Annotated in this window: 19 protein-coding genes; 10 read left to right on the plus strand and 9 right to left on the minus strand. The window is 64.9% G+C overall.

What is annotated here, in order from left to right; genetic code table 11:
- The first annotated feature begins 11 nt into the window (after positions 1 to 11).
- From pxpA to ACFQU1_RS12580, 6 genes are all read left to right on the plus strand, one after another.
- A complete protein-coding gene (gene pxpA, locus ACFQU1_RS12555; RefSeq protein WP_378132951.1) occupies positions 12 to 737 on the plus strand; it encodes a 5-oxoprolinase subunit PxpA in 726 nt (241 codons plus the stop codon).
- 44 nt (positions 738 to 781) lie between these two features.
- Entirely contained in the window at positions 782 to 2,278 is a 1,497-nt protein-coding gene (locus ACFQU1_RS12560; RefSeq protein WP_378132953.1) for a TCP-1/cpn60 chaperonin family protein, read from the plus strand.
- A gap of 89 nt (positions 2,279 to 2,367) precedes the next feature.
- Positions 2,368 to 3,459, plus strand: a complete 1,092-nt coding sequence (locus tag ACFQU1_RS12565) for an ABC transporter ATP-binding protein (protein ID WP_378132955.1) — start codon at positions 2,368 to 2,370, stop codon at positions 3,457 to 3,459.
- A gap of 26 nt (positions 3,460 to 3,485) precedes the next feature.
- Positions 3,486 to 4,688, plus strand: a complete 1,203-nt coding sequence (locus ACFQU1_RS12570) for a twin-arginine translocation signal domain-containing protein (RefSeq protein ID WP_378132957.1) — start codon at positions 3,486 to 3,488, stop codon at positions 4,686 to 4,688.
- A gap of 117 nt (positions 4,689 to 4,805) precedes the next feature.
- Positions 4,806 to 5,729 carry an ABC transporter permease gene (locus tag ACFQU1_RS12575; protein WP_378132959.1) on the plus strand — a complete coding sequence of 308 codons (924 nt, stop codon included), beginning with the start codon at positions 4,806 to 4,808 and terminating at the stop codon, positions 5,727 to 5,729.
- Positions 5,730 to 5,733: 4 nt separating this feature from the next.
- Positions 5,734 to 6,579, plus strand: a complete 846-nt coding sequence (locus ACFQU1_RS12580; RefSeq protein ID WP_378132961.1) for an ABC transporter permease — start codon at positions 5,734 to 5,736, stop codon at positions 6,577 to 6,579.
- Between the two features lie 30 nt (positions 6,580 to 6,609).
- Here ACFQU1_RS12580 and ACFQU1_RS12585 read toward each other — a convergent pair whose 3' ends face one another.
- On the minus strand, positions 6,610 to 7,302 hold the full coding sequence (locus ACFQU1_RS12585; RefSeq protein ID WP_378132963.1) for a GntR family transcriptional regulator: 693 nt from the start codon (positions 7,300 to 7,302) through the stop codon (positions 6,610 to 6,612).
- Positions 7,303 to 7,500: 198 nt separating this feature from the next.
- Here ACFQU1_RS12585 and ACFQU1_RS12590 point away from each other — a divergent pair, with 198 nt between their 5' ends.
- The 4 genes from ACFQU1_RS12590 (at position 7,501) to ACFQU1_RS12605 (ending at position 11,884) form a co-directional block, all read left to right on the plus strand.
- Entirely contained in the window at positions 7,501 to 8,361 is an 861-nt protein-coding gene (locus ACFQU1_RS12590; protein ID WP_378132965.1) for an allophanate hydrolase subunit 1, read from the plus strand.
- Positions 8,362 to 8,370: 9 nt separating this feature from the next.
- Positions 8,371 to 9,348 (plus strand): biotin-dependent carboxyltransferase family protein, encoded by a 978-nt coding sequence (locus ACFQU1_RS12595; protein ID WP_378132967.1) that lies wholly within the window; start codon positions 8,371 to 8,373, stop codon positions 9,346 to 9,348.
- A gap of 137 nt (positions 9,349 to 9,485) precedes the next feature.
- Positions 9,486 to 10,544 carry a phosphotransferase gene (locus ACFQU1_RS12600; protein WP_378132969.1) on the plus strand — a complete coding sequence of 353 codons (1,059 nt, stop codon included), beginning with the start codon at positions 9,486 to 9,488 and terminating at the stop codon, positions 10,542 to 10,544.
- 5 nt (positions 10,545 to 10,549) lie between these two features.
- Positions 10,550 to 11,884 carry an aspartate aminotransferase family protein gene (locus ACFQU1_RS12605; RefSeq protein WP_378132971.1) on the plus strand — a complete coding sequence of 445 codons (1,335 nt, stop codon included), beginning with the start codon at positions 10,550 to 10,552 and terminating at the stop codon, positions 11,882 to 11,884.
- 52 nt (positions 11,885 to 11,936) lie between these two features.
- Here the strand turns inward: ACFQU1_RS12605 and ACFQU1_RS12610 are convergent, their stop codons facing one another.
- The 8 genes from ACFQU1_RS12610 to ACFQU1_RS12645 form a co-directional block, all read right to left on the minus strand.
- A complete protein-coding gene (locus ACFQU1_RS12610; protein WP_378132973.1) occupies positions 11,937 to 12,938 on the minus strand; it encodes a 4-hydroxyproline epimerase in 1,002 nt (333 codons plus the stop codon).
- Between the two features lie 17 nt (positions 12,939 to 12,955).
- On the minus strand, positions 12,956 to 14,215 hold the full coding sequence (locus ACFQU1_RS12615; RefSeq protein WP_378132975.1) for an NAD(P)/FAD-dependent oxidoreductase: 1,260 nt from the start codon (positions 14,213 to 14,215) through the stop codon (positions 12,956 to 12,958).
- 133 nt (positions 14,216 to 14,348) lie between these two features.
- Positions 14,349 to 15,020, minus strand: coding sequence for a GntR family transcriptional regulator (locus ACFQU1_RS12620; RefSeq protein ID WP_378132977.1), 672 nt, complete (start codon positions 15,018 to 15,020; stop codon positions 14,349 to 14,351).
- A 115-nt stretch (positions 15,021 to 15,135) separates the two neighbouring features.
- Complete coding sequence (locus ACFQU1_RS12625) at positions 15,136 to 15,921, minus strand: ABC transporter permease (protein WP_378132979.1); 786 nt, start codon at positions 15,919 to 15,921, stop codon at positions 15,136 to 15,138.
- Between the two features lies 1 nt (position 15,922).
- The gene (locus tag ACFQU1_RS12630) at positions 15,923 to 16,795 is read right to left on the minus strand and encodes an ABC transporter permease (protein ID WP_378132981.1); all 873 of its coding nucleotides are present in this window, start codon (positions 16,793 to 16,795) and stop codon (positions 15,923 to 15,925) included.
- Positions 16,788 to 17,885, minus strand: a complete 1,098-nt coding sequence (locus ACFQU1_RS12635) for an ABC transporter ATP-binding protein (RefSeq protein ID WP_378132983.1) — start codon at positions 17,883 to 17,885, stop codon at positions 16,788 to 16,790. Before ACFQU1_RS12635 ends, ACFQU1_RS12630 begins: the two co-directional genes overlap by 8 nt.
- Positions 17,878 to 19,335, minus strand: coding sequence for a hypothetical protein (locus ACFQU1_RS12640; RefSeq protein WP_378132985.1), 1,458 nt, complete (start codon positions 19,333 to 19,335; stop codon positions 17,878 to 17,880). The genes ACFQU1_RS12635 and ACFQU1_RS12640 overlap by 8 nt, the downstream gene beginning before the upstream one ends.
- An 11-nt stretch (positions 19,336 to 19,346) precedes the next feature.
- Entirely contained in the window at positions 19,347 to 20,429 is a 1,083-nt protein-coding gene (locus ACFQU1_RS12645) for a PotD/PotF family extracellular solute-binding protein (protein WP_378132987.1), read from the minus strand.
- Between the last annotated feature and the right edge of the window lie 11 nt (positions 20,430 to 20,440).

Raw genomic sequence — 20,440 nt, forward strand, 5'->3', positions numbered from 1 at the left:
AGGATCAGGCGATGTCGAAGGTCACCATCAACTGTGACATGGGCGAGGCGTTCGGAATCTACAGCTTCGGCGACGATGAAGCCTGCATGCCGTTCATAACCCATGCCAATATCGCCTGCGGCTTTCACGCCTCGGACCCGGTCGTGATGCGCCGCACCGTGCAAACTGCGAAAAAGCATGGCATTGCCATCGGCTCGCACCCCGGCCTGCCGGACCGCGAAGGCTTCGGTCGCCGCGAGATGAAGCTCACTCGCGAGGAGGTATCGGCGCTCGTCATCTACCAGACCGGTGCGCTGAAAGCCTTCGTTGAAACGGAAGGGCTGAAGCTCTCGCATATCAAGCCGCATGGCGCCCTGTTCGGCATGGCGCAGCGGCAAGAAGCGATCGCCGAGGGCATCGCCGACGCGGCACTTGCTTTCGACCTGCCGGTGATCGCCTATTCCGACTGCGCCATGTCCGACGTCTTCAAGCGCCGCGGCGTGCATTTCACTTGCGAATTCTACGCCGATCTCGACTATGACGATGAGGGGCGCCAGATCATCACCAAGGAACATCATGCAGTCTCGTCCGCCGAGGTCGCCGAGAAGGTGCGGCGGGCCGTCCTCGAGGGTCTGACCCGCTCGATCAACGGCCGCGATGTGCGTGTCGTCGCGCAGTCGATCTGCGTGCACAGCGACACGCCCAATGCAATCGAGGTCGCCAAGACCGTCCACCAGGCGCTGGCCGACCATCTGTGACCTGCGAAAGATGAGCGGCGAAGCTCACCGGCGGAACGGCACATTTGGTTGAGATCTACACGGGTCAAGCCGCCCGGCGTCTCATGGCTAGCTCGCTCGTCTCCGCCTTGCGCGCCATTGCCGCATCGCTTGGGCCGCATGGACGGGCTTGCCTGGTCGACGGCGGACCTGGCCCTGTCGAGCAGGCCCTGACCGGCGCGGCCATCGCGCGCGCCATCGCCGGGGAAAGCGGGCCCCGCAGCGTTGCTCAGCGCATCCTGAAGGACACCTTGTTCGATGCCGAGCGGGACCTGGGCGACGGCACGGCGCGGCTTGCCGTCATCTTCGGTCATATTCTCACCCAGGGTGTCCGGTTCATCGCCGCCGGAGTGCCGGCTGGGCAACTCGCCGATGCCCTCCTGGCGCTCATGCCGGAGATCGACGAGCAACTCGCAAGGGAGCGCGTGCCCGATGCGCCGCTTGCCCGTGTAGCCGCCACGGCGGGCGCCTCGACGGCCCTGGCGGAGGCCGTGGCCGAGGCCATCGAACGTGTTGGTCCGGAGGGCACGCTCGAGATCACGACCGGCTCACGGCCGGGGATCGCCACGCGGGTCGGCTCCGGCTTCATCGCCGACGCGACGCTCGTGTCCGAGGCCTTCCTGCAAGGGGCTCCCGCGGCTGGGTTGGTTTTCGACCCCGTTCATGTCCTCGTGGCCGACGAAATCATCGAAGACTTCGGCCCGCTCGTGCCCGTGCTCGAAGGTTTCGCCACCCGCGGCAAGGCGCTCGTCGTCGTGGCGCGCGCGGTTACGGGGGCAGCGCTTGCGGCGCTCCTGCGCAACCGCCAGGAGAACGGCCTGCGCGTGGTAGCGCTAAAGCCGCGCGAGGTGGCGCAACATGCCGCCGACGTGCTTGAAGATCTCGCGCTCGCAACCGGCGCAACCCTCGTCGCGGACCGATTCGGAACGAGCGTGGCAGCCCTCAGACCCGCCATGCTCGGCCGGGCCGGCAGCTTCCGGTTTCACCGGGCGCGTGCGGTCTTCGCCGAACCGGCGGGCGAGGCGGTGGCGGTTGCCGCCCGCGCCCGGCTTCTGGCTGCGGAAGCTGATCGGCAGAGATATCTGGCGCTCGACCGCGAGCGGCTTCTACGCCGCAGCGCGCGGCTCACCGGCCGCTGGGGGGAGATCGAAGTCACCGGCGCGCATGAGCGTGACGGCGCCAGGCTGTTGACGGCCGCCCGGGCGGCCCTGGCCGCGGCCCAATCGGCCGGGGCCGGCGGTGCGCTGCCCGGCGGCGGTGCCGGGCTCGGGCGCGCGGCGCGGCGCCTGGCGGAGCAGCACCGCCATCCGCCCCTCTCTGCGCGGGGCGCCGCAACGGCCTGCATCCTGTCCGGTCTCTGCGCAGTCGAGCTCCAGCTCCTGCGCAACTGTGACGAAGGTTTTAGGCAGATCGCGCAGGACGGGACCCTGCTGGACCCGCTTCCCTTGACCCAAGCCCTTGTCTCCCGTGCGATTTCTTCGGCGGCGACGATGCTGCGCGCTGACGCAATTATATGCAGCTGAAGCCTTGGCATCCTTCCTTGGGATGTCGTATATGATATCACAAGCCGGAGCGGCAGGATGATAGCCGCGGTTCAGAGGCGGGATTGCGGATGGCAGAAGACGCATCGCCGATGCTTGAAATCGTCGACGTCGTTCACCGCTACGGCAACACGGTGGCCCTCGACCATGTGTCGCTCAGCGCTGCGCGCGGAGAATTCCTGACGATTCTCGGGGAAAGCGGGTCGGGCAAGACGACGCTGCTGCGTGTCGTCTCAGGGCTGGAGCAGCCGTCATCGGTGGTCCGGCTTGCGATCGACGGAGAGGATGTCGCTGGCAAACCGGCCGCCAAGCGCAATTGCACCACCGTCTTTCAGAGCTACGCGCTCTTTCCCCATATGTCGGTGGCGGAGAACGTCGCCTACGGCCTCAAGGTGCGCGGTATTCCGCGGGAGGAGGCGGCGAAAGCGGCGCAGCGGGCGCTGGACCTCGTCCGGCTCGGCGACAAGGGCGAGCGGCGCATCGCCCAACTCTCGGGCGGGCAGAAGCAACGCGTGGCGCTCGCCCGCTCGCTGGTGACGCGCCCCGCCATCCTGCTGCTCGATGAGCCACTCGGGGCGCTCGATGAAAAGCTGCGCCTCGATATGCAGACAGAGCTCGTCGAGATCCATCGCACGCTCGGCACGACCTTCATCTATATTACCCACAGCCAGGAAGAAGCGCTCACCATGAGCAACCGCATCGTTTTGATGCGGCACGGCAAGATCGAACAGAGCGGCACTCCGGTCGAGCTGTTTGACCAGCCCGCCAGCACCTTCGCGGCCGAGTTCATGGGGTTCGAGAATCTGCTGCAGGGCGTGGTCGCAGAGATCGGGGCCAACGGCATCCGCCTTGCCCTCCCGGGCGGTGAAATGCTGACCGGCCCCTGCATGAGCGCTGCACCACCGAAGATCGGCGCGCCGGCCTCACTCGCCGTTCGCGCCGAACGCATCACGCCGCTGGCCCCGGACGCGCCAGCGCCCGAAGGGGTGAACCGCTTGGCGTGCAAGCCCGTGCATGAGACCTATCGCGGCAAATATGTCGACCTGACCGCCGAGAGCGCAGCCGGCCGGATCAAGCTGCGCCAATGGGACCGCACCGTCGCGAGCCAGACTTTCGCGGCGGTGGCATGGCGGCCGGAGGACTGTGTCGTCCTGCCATCGTGAAGCCAAATCATAAGGGGAACGAGACCATGGCTGACAAATTTTCGACCACCTCGCAGGTTGAACTGACACGGCGCGACATGATGAAGGCTGCCGCAGCCACGGGGGCGGCAGCACTCGTGCCGGCTTTGGGGTCGCGGACTGCAGCAGCCGCCGGTGAGCCGGTGGTCCGCGGTTATGGTGTGACGACCGCGCAACTCAAGGACTGGTCCAACATGACCAAGTCCATCGGCGTGCAGATGGACTTTTCCGGCACCAACAACTCCGTCGGGGTTTTTCTCCGCGACGTGGTTGCTTCCCAGCTCGGCGACAAGGTTGACATCTTCATCTTCGAATCCGGCACGGAAGATATTCTGGGCCCGCAGGGCGTCTATCTGGAGATCGACGAGAAAAACCCCGAGCTCAAGCTGTGGGGTCGCACCGCGGACGAGTGGAAGCGCTCGGAGGTCGTCCAGGGCAAGGATGGCAAGCAATATGGCGTGCCGGTGATCGGCAACGCCGACAGCTTCGGCTACTTCCCGGACAAGATCGGCGTCGACCCGAGCGGCCAAGAGGACATCTCCTGGCAGGTGATGTTCGAGAACGAGAAGACCCGCGGCCGCGTTGCCTATGATCAGACCTGGACCTATTCGATCGGCTCGGCGGCGCTTTACCTGCAGGGCCAGGGTAAGGCCAAATTCGCCAATATCGCCGATATGACCCGCGACGAAGCGAAGACCGTCGTCGACTTTCTCATCGCCCGCAAGAAGGCCGGCCAGTTCCGGACGCTGCATTCCGCCTTCGAGGAACAGGTGCAACTCCTCACCAATCGGGAAGTGGACGTCATCAACTGCTGGGAACCGGCGACCCGCGACGCCAACATGAAGCTCGGCGCCAATACGGTCCGCTACGCCTATACGGTCGAGGGCTATTTCAAATGGGGCCACGGCGCTTATATCGCCGCCCAGGCGAAGGACCGCGGCAATCTCGACACCATCTACAAGGTGCTGAACTATTTCCTCGACGGCGAGTATCGCGCTCTGCAGGCCCGCGACCGCGGCTATGCCGGCCCGAACATGGACCTCGGTGTCGCCTATGCCGAGAAGAACGGCTGGTCGGCCGAAGACATCGCCAATCTCAAGGCGACCGACGAGAAGGTGACCCGCAAGTTCAAGAAGCCCTTCGTCAGCACGACGACGCCGAGCAACTCGGACGCCATCGAGGAAGAGTGGCAGCGCTTCCTGAATGCGTAAGGACAACCGGACGGGAGATCGCTCGCAGAAGCGCGCCGTGACAGGCTCGGTCGAGCGACCGTGCGTGAAGCGCGGCGCGGGCGCACCCGAAGTCCCGCATCTCTTGCGAGCCGAATGATGTCTGAGGCAGCCATGACGCCCCCCGGCAGATCCGCAGGAGCCGCTTCCCGGCGGCTCTTCGGCGATGACGGCTGGGTCATTCCGGCCTTTCTCGTTGTCTGGTGCGGGCTCGTCGTCGTGCCGCTGCTGGTGCTCTTCGCCTTCAGCTTCTTCGAGACGAAAACCTTCGTGACGATCTATCGACCGTCGCTGAATACTTGGTATTCCTTGTTCGAATCAGGCCGGTTCGAGGTGACGCTGCGAACATTGCGCATCGCGCTGACCGTCACGGGGATCGAGTTCCTCATTGGCTTTCCCTTTGCGCTGTGGCTCGCCAAAGGCGGCGCCGGCAAGACCACCAAGGCTATGGTGCTGGCCTTGCTCACCATTCCCTTCTTTCTCGACATGTCGTCGCGCACCATCATCTGGCGCGCCATTCTCGGCGAGAACGGACTGGTAAACACGGCGCTCACTTCGCTGCACCTCATCGACGAACCGCTCCGGTGGATGCTCTTCACCGAATGGGCGGTGCATTTCGGCATGATCGTGACTTATTTCCCGACCATGGTGCTGCCCATCTACATGGCGATCAACATCATCGACGATGCGCTCATCGAGGCGAGCGGCGATCTCGGAGCCTCTCCGGCGCAGACCCTCTTCAATATCATTCTGCCGCTGTCGCTTCCGGGAATCATGGCCGGCATCGTCTTCACGCTCGGCCCGGCGCTTGCGGCTTGGGTGGAGCCCAGCATGCTCGGCGGCGGCTTCGTCAATCTGCTCAGCAACTCGGTGGAGAGCGCCTATACTGCGCTGCGATATCCGGTGGTCGCCGCTCTTTCCACTTTCGTGATCGCGCTGCTCGCCGCGCTTCTCCTCGTCCTCATCCTGCTCGGCCGGCGCTTCGGCGACCTGTCGTCGGCTTTCCGCGTGCTGAGGGGCTGAGCCGATGTCCCTCGCCATCGACCTGCCGGCAAAAAACGGCAAGGCCGACACTCTCGGCTGGAGCTACTGGTCGGGCTGGAAGACGCTCGCCAAATGGGGCGGCCTTCTGCTGATCGCGCTCATCTATTTTCCGCTCGGCTGGCTGGCGCTCATGTCGGTCAGCGAGCAGCCCCTCTCGGGCATCCCGTTCCCGCTCTCGCTGGAGCACTATGCGGCGCTGTTCGAAGATACGCGATGGCTACAGCCCTTCGGCGCGAGCATCGTTATCGCGACCCTCGTCGGGCTCGTCTGCGCGACGACCGCGACGCTCGTCGGGCGGGCGCTGCCTCATGCGCGGCGGCCGGGGCCGATCCTGCTGACGCTCGTTCTGCCGCTCTTCGTGCCGGGCATGTCGATGGGGGCTGCGCTCTTCATCTTCCTGCGCTCGTTCCTGGGGCTGAAGCTCGGCTTCTGGTCGATCTTCCTCGGCCACCTTGTCTGGGCCTTCCCCTTCGCGCTCCTCATCATTCTCGTGCTGACGACCCGCTTCGATTACAGGCTCGTCGAGGCCGCCGCCGACCTTGGCGCGTCGCGCTGGCGAACCTTCTGGGATATCGAATTCCCGTTGCTCCTGCCCGGCATCGTCGGCGCCGGCCTGTTCGGCTTCCTGTTGTCTTTCAACGAGGTGCTGAGAACCATCTTCCTGCGTGGCACGGAGACCACCATGCCGGTGTGGAACTGGATCATGGCCGCGTCCCAGCAGTCGCAGGTGCCGATCATCTTCGCGCTGGCGACGATCGTGCTGCTGGTGACGCTGCCGCTCCTCGCCGGTGCGTTCTGGCTGCTTTTCGTGCGCTTGGACAAGAACTGAGGAAGTGCCGTGCCTGCCCTGAGGCCAAGCTCAGGCGTGCATGGCCTCGGTTGCGTCGTACTGCTCCGACACGACCTGCTGCAGGCGCGGCATCAGGGACTTGGCCGCACTGGTGATGTCGCTCACGATATGGAGGCGCACGGCCGCGGCATCCCCCTCCGCCAGCGCCTTGCAGATGGCGAGATGCTCGTCATTGGCCTTGGGCACGTAGCTTTCGTCGTCGAACAGCCGGTTGAAGAAGGGACCGACCTGGCTCCAGAGGTCCTGGATCATCTGCAACAGGAGCGGCGAGGCGGCATTGTCGTAGATCAGGAAGTGAAACTTCTGGTTGATCGCCACATAGGCACGGCCGTCCTTCGCGGCGATGGCGTCGTCCGCATCTTTGACGAGCTTGCGCAGCCGCTGCAGGTGCATCTTGCGGATATGGGCGGTCGCGAGCTCTCCGGCCATGCCTTCGAGAGCCGTGCGAATGCGCACGAGCTCCGTGAACTTATCGACCGAGAGATGGGGAACGGCGATCGACCGGTTCGGCAGCATCTGCAAAAGTCGCTCTGCTACCAGGCGCTGGAGCGCCTCGCGCACCGGCGTCGTGGAGATGCCATAGGTTTCCGCCAATGTGCGAATGACCAGCACCTGACCGGGGCGGAAACTGCCGGACATCAGCCCTTTCCGGATCTCGTCATAGGCCCGATCGTTCAGAGTGCGATATTCGATCTTGCTCATGATTCGTTTTTCGTCATGCCGGCCTCCAGCCCGATGTTTCATATACCATGGCCGGGGCCTCACCAAGCTGGCGGGCGGCTCTTGCACAACTTCGCGCTTGACCGTTAGCCATGGTATATGATGTATCTTATCCCAATGGCTTGTGCGGCTCGAAACAGGGACTTCGACGTTCCGTAGACGCCCGGACGAGAGAGCAGCATGATTTACGACGAGCCCCGCTTCTATCCTGGCGGTGATCGCTACATCGAGGTAGAGCTGGGCGACGAGATGAGCTTCGAGCTCAACTTTCGCGTGCACAGCCTCTCGGCGGCGATCCGGCAGGCGGAGATCCGCGGGGTCGTTGAGCTCATCCCGGAGATGGCCTCCCTCCAGATTTCCTACGATCCGGATCTGATCAGCTTCGAGGACGCGACTCGGGAGACCGCGCGCCTCTATGCCGACGCGTCCGACGGGAGCGATGTGGAGCTCGAGAGCCGGCTATTCTACGTCCCCGTTCTTTATTTCGATCCCTGGACCGAGGCTTGCGTCAAGGAGTACCGGGAAAAGGTCACGGATAAGGTGCCGGATCCCGACTTCCTCTGCGAGCTCAACGGGCTTCCCGATCGCGCGGCACTGAGGCGCATGCATACCGGGACCGAATATTGGGTCGCGGCGCTCGGCTTCTGGCCGGGCCTCTGCTCCCTGATGCCGCTTGACATGCGGCACCGCCTCATCGCCCCGAAATACAACCCGCCGCGTACTTGGACACCCAAAGGAACCATTGGCATCGGCGGCGGCATCACTTGCATCTATCCGGACCAGACGCCGGGCGGCTACCAGATTTTCGCGCGCACGCCGATGCCGATCTGGGACCGCGAGCAGCGGCTGTCGGCCTTCCGCGAATCGCTGGCGCTGTTTCGCGCCGGAGACCGCGTGCGCTTCATACCCATCGACCGCGAGGAATGGGATCACATCGAAGCCAAGGTGGCGGACGGAACCTACGAGCATCCCGAGATCGGCTACCAGAAATTCTCGATCAAGCGGTATCGCGACTGGGCCGCCCGGCTCGGCGCGCAATAGGAGCGTACGGTGTTCGAGGTCATCAAACCGGGTCTCGAAACGTCGGTTCAGGAACTGCCGGGGCGCATAGGCTTCTGGGAGCAGGGCTTTCCTCCCTCCGGACCTGTCGACACCTGGTCATTCCGGCTGGCCAATCTCCTCGTCGGCAATCACGCCGATCGGGCAGCCGTCGAGTGCCAGTTCATCGGCCCGACGCTGCGCCTCGCCCGTGACGGCTGGATCGCAGTCACCGGTGCCGACATGGCGCCGACGCTCGACGGCGAACCGATGGCCATGTGGCGCACGATTTCCGTCCGCAGTGGCCAGGTGCTGGCCTTGGGTGGGGCGCGTACCGGCGCCCGCGCCTATATCGCTTTTTCGGGCGGCATCGATACACCGCCGGTGCTAGGCTCCCGCGCCACCTTCCACATGGCCGGTGTCGGCGGCGTCGGCGGCTTCGCCTTGAAGGCCGATCAGCAGATACCTCTAGGCCCCGCGCCTGCCGCGGTGCCCCTCCGCGAAGTGCGCGAGGGCGAGCGGCCGCATATCGGCAACGTGCGTGAATGGACGATCGAATGCGTGCCCGGCCCCAATGACGACTGGCTCGACGAAGCCGGCATCCGCATGTTTCTCGCGAGCGATTGGACCGTGCAGGCGAAAAGCAACCGGACGGGCATTCGCCTCACCGGCCCGCAATTCACTTTCTCCAAGCGCGCCCACGAGAAGCGGCCGGAGCACGGGCAGGATCCGTCGAATATCCTCGATCACGGCTATCCGCTCGGGGCCGTAAACCTCGCCGGTCAGACGCCGATCATCCTCATCAATGACGCGCCCAGCACCGGCGGCTTCATCAACCCCTTCACGGTGCCGAGCGCTGCCTTCTGGAAGCTGGGTCAGGCTCGCCCGAACAACATCTTGCGCTTCAAGGCGGTCACGGTCCGTGAGGCGCAGGATTTGCGGCGTGCACTCGATGCGCGCTGCAGCGCCGCCAGCCTGCGCCTTCTCTAAGCCGTCCCGGGAGTGCGGCTCGACGTCCGCTTCGGTCGAACTTGCCGGTTCAGCGCAGCCCGGCAACGCCGTCGCCGATGAAGATCGTGGTCATACATATCCGCAGGCTTACCGCTGCGCCAGTTCAGGAATAGGGAATGTCCGCGATCACTTCCACGACCATCAGCGCGCTGCTGACGACGACGGCACCGGCGTGCACGATCGTAGAAGCGCAGGACATCGCGCGAACCCATTTCGGGATCGACGCAACAGCGCGCCTTTTGACCAGCGAGCGCGACCAGAATTTTCATCTCGCGACGAGGGACGGCGACGGCTATCTCCTCAAGATCACCAATTCGGCCGAGGACCCTGCCGTCACCAATCTGCAAACCGAGGCGCTGCTGCATGTGGCGGCAACCAGTCCGGCGCTGCCGATCCAGCGGGTGATTCCGACACTGGACGGCCGCTATGAGTTGCAGCGTGCCTTCGGCGCCGATGCCCCTTCTGTGGTGCGGCTGCTGTCCTATGTGCCGGGTGAGCCGCTTCACAAGACGTTGCGCACGCCCGCTCAGGTGCGACAGCTCGCCCGCTGTCTCGCCGAGCTCGATCTGGCCTTGCGCGGCTTCTTCCACCCGGCCGCCGGGCATGAACTGCTTTGGGATCTCAAGCATGCGGCACGGCTGCGCGATCTGGTCGAGGCTCTGCCTGAACCTGACCGCCGAACCATCGCCTCACGCTTCCTGGACCGCTTCGAGCAGCATGCCCTGCCTATCCTGCCGAAGCTGCGGGCCCAGGTCATCCACAATGATTTCAACCCGCACAACGTACTCGTCGATCCGGACGACCATGAGCGTGTCACCGGGATCATCGATTTCGGCGACATCGTCCACGCGCCGCTCGTCAACGACGTGGCGGTCGCGGCAGCCTATCAGGTGCCCGTCGAGGGCTCACCGCTCGATGCGGCGGCTGAATTCGTCGCGGCCTATCATGCCGTGGTGCCGCTCGAGCCCGCGGAGGTGGACATCCTGTTCGATCTCATCGCCGTCAGACAGGTCCTGACGGTCGCGATCACCGAATGGCGGGCCAACCGCTACCCGGCGAACCGCCCCTATATTTTGCGCAACAACCCACGGGCTTGGACCGGGCTGGAGAGCTTTTCCTCCATCCCGCGTGCCGACGCGCAAGCCCTGCTGCGCCGCGCCTGCGGTATGGAGTGAAGCTGATGGCAAATGCCCCATTCGTTCCCGGTATGGTCAATGCCTTCGTGCCGGGTGCCGCGTCGCTCTCGCCCCGCGAGGCCGAACTCGTCGCGCGACGCGAGCGCCTCCTCGGCCCAGCCTACCGACTGTTCTACCAGGAGCCGGTCCATATCGTGCGCGGCGAGGGCGTTTGGCTCTATGACGCCGAGGGACAGGCCTATCTCGACGTCTACAACAATGTTGCGTCGGTCGGGCATTGCCACCCGCATGTGGTCGAGGCGCTGAGCCGGCAAGCGCGCATCCTCAACACGCACACACGCTATCTGCACGAGACGATCCTCGATTATGCCGAGAAGCTCATCGGCACATTTCCTGCCCCGCTCGGCCATGTGATGTTCACCTGCACCGGGAGCGAAGCCAACGACCTCGCGCTGCGCATCGCCAAGGATCACACGGGCGGCACGGGCATCATCGTCACCTCGCTCGCCTATCACGGCATTACGGATGCGATCGCGGCGATGTCGCCGTCGCTCGGCGGCTATGTGAAGCTGGGCGATCATGTGCGCACCGTGCCGGCGCCGGATCTCTATCGCAGCGGCGGCCGGGACGTGGGCCAGACCCTCGCCGGTCATGTTCGGGACGCCATCGCCGACCTGGAGGCGAAAGGCATCAAGCTCGCGGCGATGTATTGCGACACGATCTTTTCGAGCGACGGCGTATTCTCCGACCCGCCGGGCTTCCTGGCCGAGGCGGTCGAGGTGGTGCGTGCTGCGGGCGGCCTCTTCGTTGCGGACGAGGTGCAGCCGGGATTTGCGCGCACCGGCGAGCATATGTGGGGTTTTCTCCGCCACGGCCTCGAGCCCGACATGGTGACCATTGGCAAGCCCATGGGCAACGGCCAGCCCATCGCCGGCGTCGTCGTGCGGCCGGACGTGGTCGCCGATTTCGGCCGCCGGGCGCGCTATTTCAACACCTTCGGCGGCAATCCGGTGTCCTGCGCGGCCGGTCTTGCCGTGATCGAGGTTATCGAGCGGGAAGGCCTTCTGGAGAATGCCCGCACGGTGGGCGCCTATATGCGCGAGGGGCTGCGCCAGCTCGCGACCCGCCACGAAGTCATCGGCGACGTGCGCGGCGCCGGGCTCTTCATCGGCGTCGAGATGGTCCGTGACCGCTCGACCCGAGAGCCGGACGCCGAGACGACCGCCAATCTCGTCAATGGGCTGCGGCGAAAGCGCGTGCTCATCAGCGCGGCCGGCCCCAATGCCAATGTGCTGAAGGTGCGCCCACCGCTCGTCTTCTCCAAAGCGAATGCGGACCAGTTCCTCGGTGCGGTCGACGAGGTCTTGTCCGGGCGCTGACGCAACACGATCGTATCGGCGACCCGCCCGTCATCAGGCGTCACTGACCTCGTCAGAGCACCTGGAAGCCGTGCGCGTAAGGGTCGCGGTCGTCGATGAAGATGGTGTTGTAGCCCGTCATGCGCGCCCAGCCGGCGATGGAGGGAGCGATGGCGGGCTTGTTGCCCACCGTCGTCGCTTCTTCGACGCGGCCGCGGAACAGCGAGCCGATGATGCTCTCGTGGACAAAATCATCGCCCACCTGGAGCCGGCCGGTGGCGGCCCATTGCGCCATGCGCGCCGAGGTGCCGGTGCCGCAAGGGGAGCGGTCGATCGCCTTGTCGCCATAGAAGACGGCGTTGCGCGCCGTGGCCTCCGGATGTTGCGGCGCCCCCGCCCAGAGGATGTGGTGAAGACCACGGATCTCCGGCTTTTCAGGATGGGCGAAGCTATAGGTCTCGTTCAGCGCGCGGCGCAGGCCCTGGCTGAACTGCACGAGTTCTGAAGCCGAGTAATCGGCCATGTCGCGGAAGTTCTCCTGAGGATCGACGATCGCATAGAAATTGCCGCCATAGGCGACATCGACCGTGAGGCGACCGAGGCCGGGACAGTCGACGGCAAGACCCTGCGCTTCCAGGAAACACGGCACATTGGTGAGCCGCACCTCCTCCACATGCTGGCCCTCTTGCCGGTATTGCGCCACCACGAGGCCGGCCGGTGTGTCGAGCCGGAGCATGCCTTGCTCCTTCGGCGTGACGAGCCCGTGCTCGATAGCCATGGTCACCGTGCCGATGGTGCCGTGGCCGCACATGGGCAGACAGCCGGAGGTCTCGATATAGAGGATGGCGATATCGCAATCAGGCCGGGTCGGTGGATAGAGGATCGCGCCGGACATCATGTCGTGCCCGCGCGGCTCGAACATCAGCCCCGTCCGGATCCAGTCATACTCCGCCATGAAATGCGCGCGCTTCTCGATCATCGTCGCGCCCTGGAGAATTGGCCCGCCACCGGCGACGAGCCGCACGGGATTGCCGCAGGTATGTCCGTCGATGCAGAAGAAGCTGTGACGCGCCATGAAGGCCTCCAATGACGTCAGAAGCGGCTCGGCCGGAAGGCCTCGATGGAAATGGCCGGCGACCGCCCAGCCAGGAGATCGGCCACGAGCCGCCCGGTGGCCGCCGACTGGGTGAGCCCGAGATGTCCGTGCCCGAAGGCATAGACCACGTCGGGGCTCGCCGATGAGTGCCCGATCACGGGCAGGCTGTCCGGCAGCGACGGGCGAAAGCCCATCCATTGCCGCCCGCCTTCGGTCTTGAGACCGGGCAGGAAGGCGGCCGCCTTGCGCAGCATCACCTCCGACCGCCTGAAATCGGGCGGCCGCGCGAGCCCGCCGAGCTCGACCGCGCCGCCGACGCGAATGCCGCTCGACAGCGGCGTCACGACGAAGCCGTGGCCGCCGAAAGTTAGCTGCCGCCGCACGTCGAAGGACCCCGGCGGCAGGGTGGTATTATAGCCGCGCTCGGTCTCGAGCGGTATCCGGTCGCCCAGCCCGAGCGCCAGCGGGCGGGACCAGGCGCCGCAGGCGATCACCACCTGCCGGGCACGAAGCGTTGTTCCGTCCTTCAGCGCCAACTCGACACCCCAGCCGAGGGGCCTGAGAGCCATCACCTCGGCCCGGCGGAAGCGGCCGCCGCGCTTCTCGACCCGCCTCGCCAGCGCCCGCGCGAAATCGAAGGGATCGGCGATGTTCTTCCAGCCCGGGACGAAGGTCGCGACTTTGAAGCGCGGCGACAGACCCGGTTGCAGCGCGGCGATGGCCTCGCCACGCAGATGTTCGAATTCGATGCCTTCGGCCTTGCGCGCCTCCCAGCCGCGCAGGGCGGCGGTGAGTTCCTCGTCGCTCTCGTAGAGCTCGAGATTGCCGTTCGGCCGGAGCATGGCGGTGAGCCCGGCCCGGCCGATCAGCGCCATCGTCTCGCCGGCTGCGAGCCGCATCAGCGCGATCTGTGCGTGCATGCTTTGGTTCGCCCGGTCCGGTCGGCTCGCGCGCCAGAAGCGCAGCAGCCACGGCGCGATCGCCGGAAAATAGGCGGGCGGGATGGACAAAGGACCGAGCGGGTCGACGAGCCATTTCGGCGCCTTGCGCATGATGCCGGGCGAGGCGAGCGGCAGCACGTCGGAGAAGGCGAAAGCGCCTGCATTGCCGAAGCTCGCGCCCATGGCGATCTCGCCGCGATCGATCAAGAGGACGGAGCGGCCGTCGTCCTGGAGATAGGACGCCGCCGCGATCCCGATGATCCCCGCGCCGATGACGATGACATCCGCGGTCGCCTCGCTGTGGCCCTCAGTCATAGCGCCCGCAGATCATCCGGTGAGTGCATCCTGTAGCTGGGATATGATATCCAATCCGTTTGAGCAAACAAGCATCGCCGTCGCAGCGGTCAATCGGGGCAGAGCCGGGTGAAACGCCCCGCGACCGCGCTCATCAGGCTTTCTGCCGTGAGCGTAGGAACTCCCGCAACGACCGGCCGACATGCTCGATGTGAGACTTCAAGAGGGAGCAAGCCGCGGTCACGGCCCCGGTCTCACAAAGCCGTACGAGTTCGCCATGCTCTGCTTCCGCCCGTTCCATGCCGCCCGCGAGTGTCAGCTGCAGGCGTGTGTGGCGATCGCTCTCCTGAAGAAGATTGCCGACGATCGCGAGCGATCGTGGACTTTCCGCACGGCGATACATCAACATGTGGAAGTTCGTATTGAGCTCACCCCATCGCGCGATATGATCGGCCCTGAGTTCGGCACTGTATTCGGCGAGTATCGCCCGCAAGCCCTCATAGTCCTCATCGGTCAGCCGCGACGCCGACCGTTTGAGAAGCCGAGGCTCGAGCAGCTTGCGCAGCTCGAAAAGCTCGTCAATTTCGTCAATCGACAGGCCGGAGACGACGGCACCGCGATGCGGCAGGATCTTGATGAGGCCCTCGGCCTCGATCTGGACGAGGGCTTCGCGGACCGGAATGCGACTGACCGCAAATTCCTCGGCCAGCGCATCCTGCCGCAGCTGGAATCCGGCTGGAAATTGCCCATCGAGAATGCGGCGGCGGATCTCTTCGGCTACGGCGGCACTCATGGTTCTGTGTCGCAAGCCTTTTTGGGCGACCATTTTGAAGCGTCTCTCTTCCCATCGATCGGCGATGCCAGCGTTACAGCCTGAACTATCGTTGTTTTTCAAGATCCGGCATCCATTCTCGCCGGGAAAGGCGCAAGATCTCCCCCAGTTATGACCGGACGATGCGCCGCAAGCCGACGATCCTCTCCATCACGATGACAAGCGCCGCTATGAGGCCGACCTGAACGGCCGAGGCGGCCGCAATGACGAGCTGCCCGCCCTGGAATTGCAGATAGCTGAAGATCTCGATCGGCAAGGTGGTCACGCCGGGCCCGGTCAGGAAAAGCGCGGTGTTCAATTCGCCGAAGGAGAGGATGAAGGCGAACATGCCGCCGGCCAGGATCCCCGGCCAGATCAAGGGAAAGATGATGAGCGAGAATGTCCGCCAAGGACCGGCGCGCAGGCTCTGGCTCGCTTCCTCGAGCACCGGATCGACTGCCAGCACGCTCGCGCTGACGGAGCGGATGACGAAGGGCATGCCGAGAATCGAATGAGCGATCACCAGCCCTGCAAATTCCGGCATGCCGCCGATGAGCTTGAAAAACAGGAGGAGCGCCAGACCGAAGACGATTGCAGGGAAGATGAGCGGGGCCAGGAAGAGGCTCTGCAACAGCGTCGCGAACCATCCACGCCGTCGCGCGACGAAGAGCGCCGCCATCGTGCCGAAGACGGTCGCGACCAGGCTCGACGCAACCGCGAGCTCCAGGCTGCGCAGCAGCGCGCTGCGCAGGCTTTCCGTCTCGAAAAAGGTGACGAACCAGCGCAACGACAGACCAGGCGGTGGAAAGACGAAGAATTCCGTGGGCGAGAAGGCGGTGACGAGCACGATGACGATCGGCCCGAGCACCAGAAGATAGGTGAGACCCGCAAGGGCGATGAGGACGATCTGCGCCATCTCAGCCTCGCCCTTGGATGCGCTGCGGCCTGAGCACGGCGATGATCAGGGCCGATACGACGAGTGCGAGCCCCAGGAGAACGAAGGACAGGGCCGCCGCGAGCGGCCACTGGAACGCGCCGACCGCATCGAAGACCAGGCTGACGAGCAATTTCATGCGCGGGCCGCCGAGCAGCGTGATCGTCACATAGGCGCTGAGCGTCAGCAGGAAAACGAGCAGCATGCCGGAGGCGACGCCGGGGCTCGACAGCGGCCAGGTGACATGAATGAAGGTGCGCACCGGATTGGCGCGCAGCGACTGCGCGGCCTCCTTGTATTGCGCATCGATGGTCGACAACGCATTGGCGACCGAAATGATCATATAGGGCAGCAGGATCGTCATGAGACCGAAGGACACCGCCTCGAAGGAATTCAGCATCAGGAGCGGCCGGTCGATGACGCCGGCGTCCCGCAGGACGACATTGACGAGCCCCTGTCGGCCGAGAATGGCGATCCAGCCGTAGGCGCGCACCACGTTGCTCACCATCAAGGGCGCAACGAGCAGCAAGAGCATGATCAGGCGCTTGCGCGGCGGCATCGGCGCCAGAACATAAGCCGTGGCGTAGCCGAGAACGAGGCATAGCGCCAGAATGACCGCGCCGGTACTCAGAGTGCGCGTAAGGATCGTGTAATAAAACGGATCGCTCGCGATCTCGACATAGTTCGCAACCGTGAGGCTGTCGCCGTAGAGCTCGGTCTGCGAGGCGCCATGAAAGCTGGCCCACAGCAGCGTCGCGAGCGGGCAGATGAAGAAGATGAGGAAGACGGCGAGCGGCGGCGCGACGAGCGTCCAGGCCGCCAATTTGCGCGTTAACCGGAAGTGGCGCTCAACCATGGGCGCCTCGCGGAAAGGCGACGATGCTCTCGGCCGGCAGGGCGACGCCGACCTCGTCGCCAGCCCGCCACTCCATGGCTGCCGCCTGCGAGTTCTGGACGAAGGCGATGAGAGGCGTGCCGTTGCTCTCCAGGAAAATATGGGCCGTCATGCCGCGATAGACCACGTCACGTATGGTGGCGGAAAGGTCTGAATGCCGGCCCTGCTGAAGCTGGACGCGTTCCGGGCGGATGGCGAGGCGAACCCCTTCACCCACGGCCTGCACGCCGGTGAAGGCGAGCTCGCCGAAGGCCGAGCGCGCGATGCGCCGGCTCGAGTCGGCCGCGATAATCTCCGCGTCGATCAGGTTGCTCGCGCCGAGAAAGGTCGCCACGAATTCGGTCGCCGGCCGCTCATAGACCTCGCGAGGCGCGCCGAGCTGCTCGATGACGCCGTCGCGCATCACGGCGATCTGATCCGACATGGTCAAGGCTTCTTCCTGATCATGCGTGACGAAGACCGTGGTGATGCCGAGCTCGCGCTGCAGGCTTCGGAGCTCGACCTGCATGGACTCACGGAGGTTCTTGTCGAGCGCTCCGAGGGGCTCGTCGAGAAGCAGCACGGCCGGGCGCATGACGATGGCCCGGGCGATCGCGACGCGCTGTTGCTGCCCGCCGGAAAGCTGTTTGGGATAGCGGTCTGCAAAGCCCGAGAGCTTCACCATGACGAGTGCCGCCGCGACCTGGCGGTCGCGATCGGCCCGGCCGACACCGCTCATGCGCAGGCCGAAGGCGACATTCTCCGCGACGGTCAAATGGGGAAACAGCGCGAAATTCTGGAACACCATCGCGAAGTCGCGACGATAGGGCGCCACATGGGTGACGCGCTGGTCGCGAATGAAGACATCGCCCGCATTGGGAATCTCGAAGCCTGCGATCAGCCGCAAGGTTGTGGTCTTGCCGCAGCCGGACGGCCCGAGCAGCGAAAAGAACGAGCCGCGCGGAATGGCCAGAGTGAGGTCCTTGACCGCAATCGCCTCGCCGTAAGCCTTCGTCACTTGCTGGAAGCGAACATCCGAGGTCTCGTGGGGTGCCGGTTCGAAATCAGACATGCTCACCAATGGTGTTGTGCAGATGAGAGAGGCGCGCCCAGGCCTCCATGAGCAGCAGGGCGAGTTCGAGCTCGAGGAGGAGCTCCGCCGGCCGGCGCGGTGGCAGCGGGACGGCCCATGCGGTCACGGCGTCGCTGGCGAGGACGGCAAAGGCAGCCGCCAGGCGAGGCCCGTCGCCATGGGACTTGGCGGTGGTCGGCAGGTTGTTCCGGAGTGCGGCGAGCGCCGGTCCCAGGCGACGCTTCAATCCGTCGAGCACATGCCGCTCTATGGCGCCGAGTTGCGAGGCCGTGCGAGGGATGCCGGCCGCGCGCTGCTCCCAGGCCGCGGCGAAAGCATCGGCCTTGTCCGCCGCGGCCCCCGCCTGTGCCCTTTCCTCGTCCGTCGCATGCGGCTTGATCGCTCTCGCGCCGCCGCTCAAATCCTCGACGGCATTGAGGATCATGAGGAAGGCGCGCGATTCCTCCGGCCGGTAGGTATCGAGGGTTTCACGCATGACGAGATCGCCGCGAATGGGCAGATAATGCGGCACATAGCTTTCCAGTGCCATGTATTTGACCAATAGATCTCCCATCTCCGGATGCGGCGAGAACAGTATCGCGTGTCCACGCGGGCTCTCCACTTTCATCACCGCTATCCGGTCGCGCATATAGCTGTCGAAGGTCTCGGATGTGAGCGGATTGTCGATGAAGAGCCTGCCCGTCATCGTGAGGTCACGGAAGATGGCGAGCGGCTCGCAGCCGGCACCCACCTCGTCGAAGGCGGGGCCGTGGAAATAGGGAACCTCCAGGGTAGGCGGCAGACCGAGCCGCTGCCGGCCGTCGGCCAGCCGGCAGGTCACGACGCCGACGCCCGTCCTGAGGTAATCTTGCGTGATGACGGGTTTCGCATCGGCTACGCCGAGCCAGGTCGGCCGGCCCTTGGCCAGGTAATAGGCCCCCCCGCAGGAGGCGAGGGCCCGGCCGCCGTCGAGAAGAAAGGCGCGAACGGCATCGTCGGCGCCGCTCGTCTCTTCCTTGGCATCGAGGCTCCAGTTGGAGAAGCCGCCGGGCAGGACGAGCAGGTTTTCGCCCTGCAACGCCGCCCCGGCGATCTCTTCGCCTGAAACAGATCGGAAGCTATAGCCGAGACGCGTGAGCGCGAGCGCATAGTAACCGTAATAGGGATAGGCCGAGGCACGGCCCGCCAATACGACCGCGGCCACGGGGGCGAGCGGCTCCATGTCCGTCGGTCGTACTGTGGTCCATTTCGCCATGCGAAGGCCCATATGACGAAGGGCTTCGGCCAATGCCGGCGACAGCTCGACCAGGTAATCGCCCGCGTCCGCTCCCTCGACCGCAGCCGGGAGGCGGAAGCCGGGCACGCCCGCGGCGACGAGCCTGTTGACGGCGGCCGCCACATCTAGGCGGTCGCCGTTCTGGTACCAGGAGATATGGTATAACTCGGTCATCGGCCGTTCGATCAACCAGCCGCGATGATGCGGTTCCAGCGGCTCGTCCAGTCGGGGCGCTTCGCTGCCATGCTGGCATGGTCGAGATCGATCAGCCGGTCCATTTCTCCCGGTGCCGCCCGCACCCGCGCCTGCAGCTCCGGTGGAAGCAGCGCCTCCGTCTGTGTGTTGGTGCCGGGATAGTTGAATTTTTCAGCCGCTGCGATCTGCACCTTCGGATCGAGCGTCAGGTTGAGATAGGTCTCCGCAAGCTCCAGGTTCTTGGTGCCCTTGGCGATGCCCGTTCCGGAGGTGTAGAGAATGGCGCCTTCCGACGGGAAAACCCATTCAACGGGCGTATTCCAGCCTTGCACCGTGAAGGTTTGCGACTTGTAGAGCAGGCCGATAACCGCCTCCTCGTTGCGCAGCGAGTTCATGATGGTGTCGGTGTCCTTGGCCCAGATCGGCTGCTGATCAGCCATCTTGCGCAGCATCTCGAAGCCCGCCTCTTCGTCACTCGGGGCTTTGCCGGCCGCGATCGCACCGATCGGGATGATATAGGGCCCGATGGAATGCGTAATTTCGGGCAGCACGATGCGCCCCTTGAACTCCGGACGCCAGAGGTCGGCAAAGGACTTCGGCGGCTCCTTCACGAGCTTGGTATTGTAGACGATGCCGAGCGGTGAATAGATCATCGCCACCCAATGGCTCTGGATGAAGCGGTCGGGCACGTTCTTGAGGTTCGTGAGACGCGGCGAATTGCGGTTGATCGGCTCGAGCGCACCTTGACTGACGGCGAGCGGCACAATGCCGTCATGGAGCTGCACCAGGTCGAACTTCTGGTCGTCGACGCTCACCTTGATCTTGGTGATGCGCTCGGGAGGGCTCGATCCGCGGTCCTGGATGATTTTGACGCCGGTTTCCTTTTCAAAAGCGGCGTCGGCGCTGTCGCGCATGCAATCGCCCCACAGGCCGCCCCAGGTCATCAGCACCATCTGCGAAGGCTTGGTCTGCGCGAAAGCGGACTGCGCCCAGGGGCCGACGAGGCCCCCCGCACCCACCAGCGCGCCGGTGCCGATCAGAAAATGCCGTCTGTCGATCGTCTTCGTGTCCATGTCTTTTCTCC

Origin of the sequence: Chelatococcus sp. GCM10030263, from assembly GCF_042666455.1 — a bacterium.
GTDB lineage: Bacteria > Pseudomonadota > Alphaproteobacteria > Rhizobiales > Beijerinckiaceae > Chelatococcus.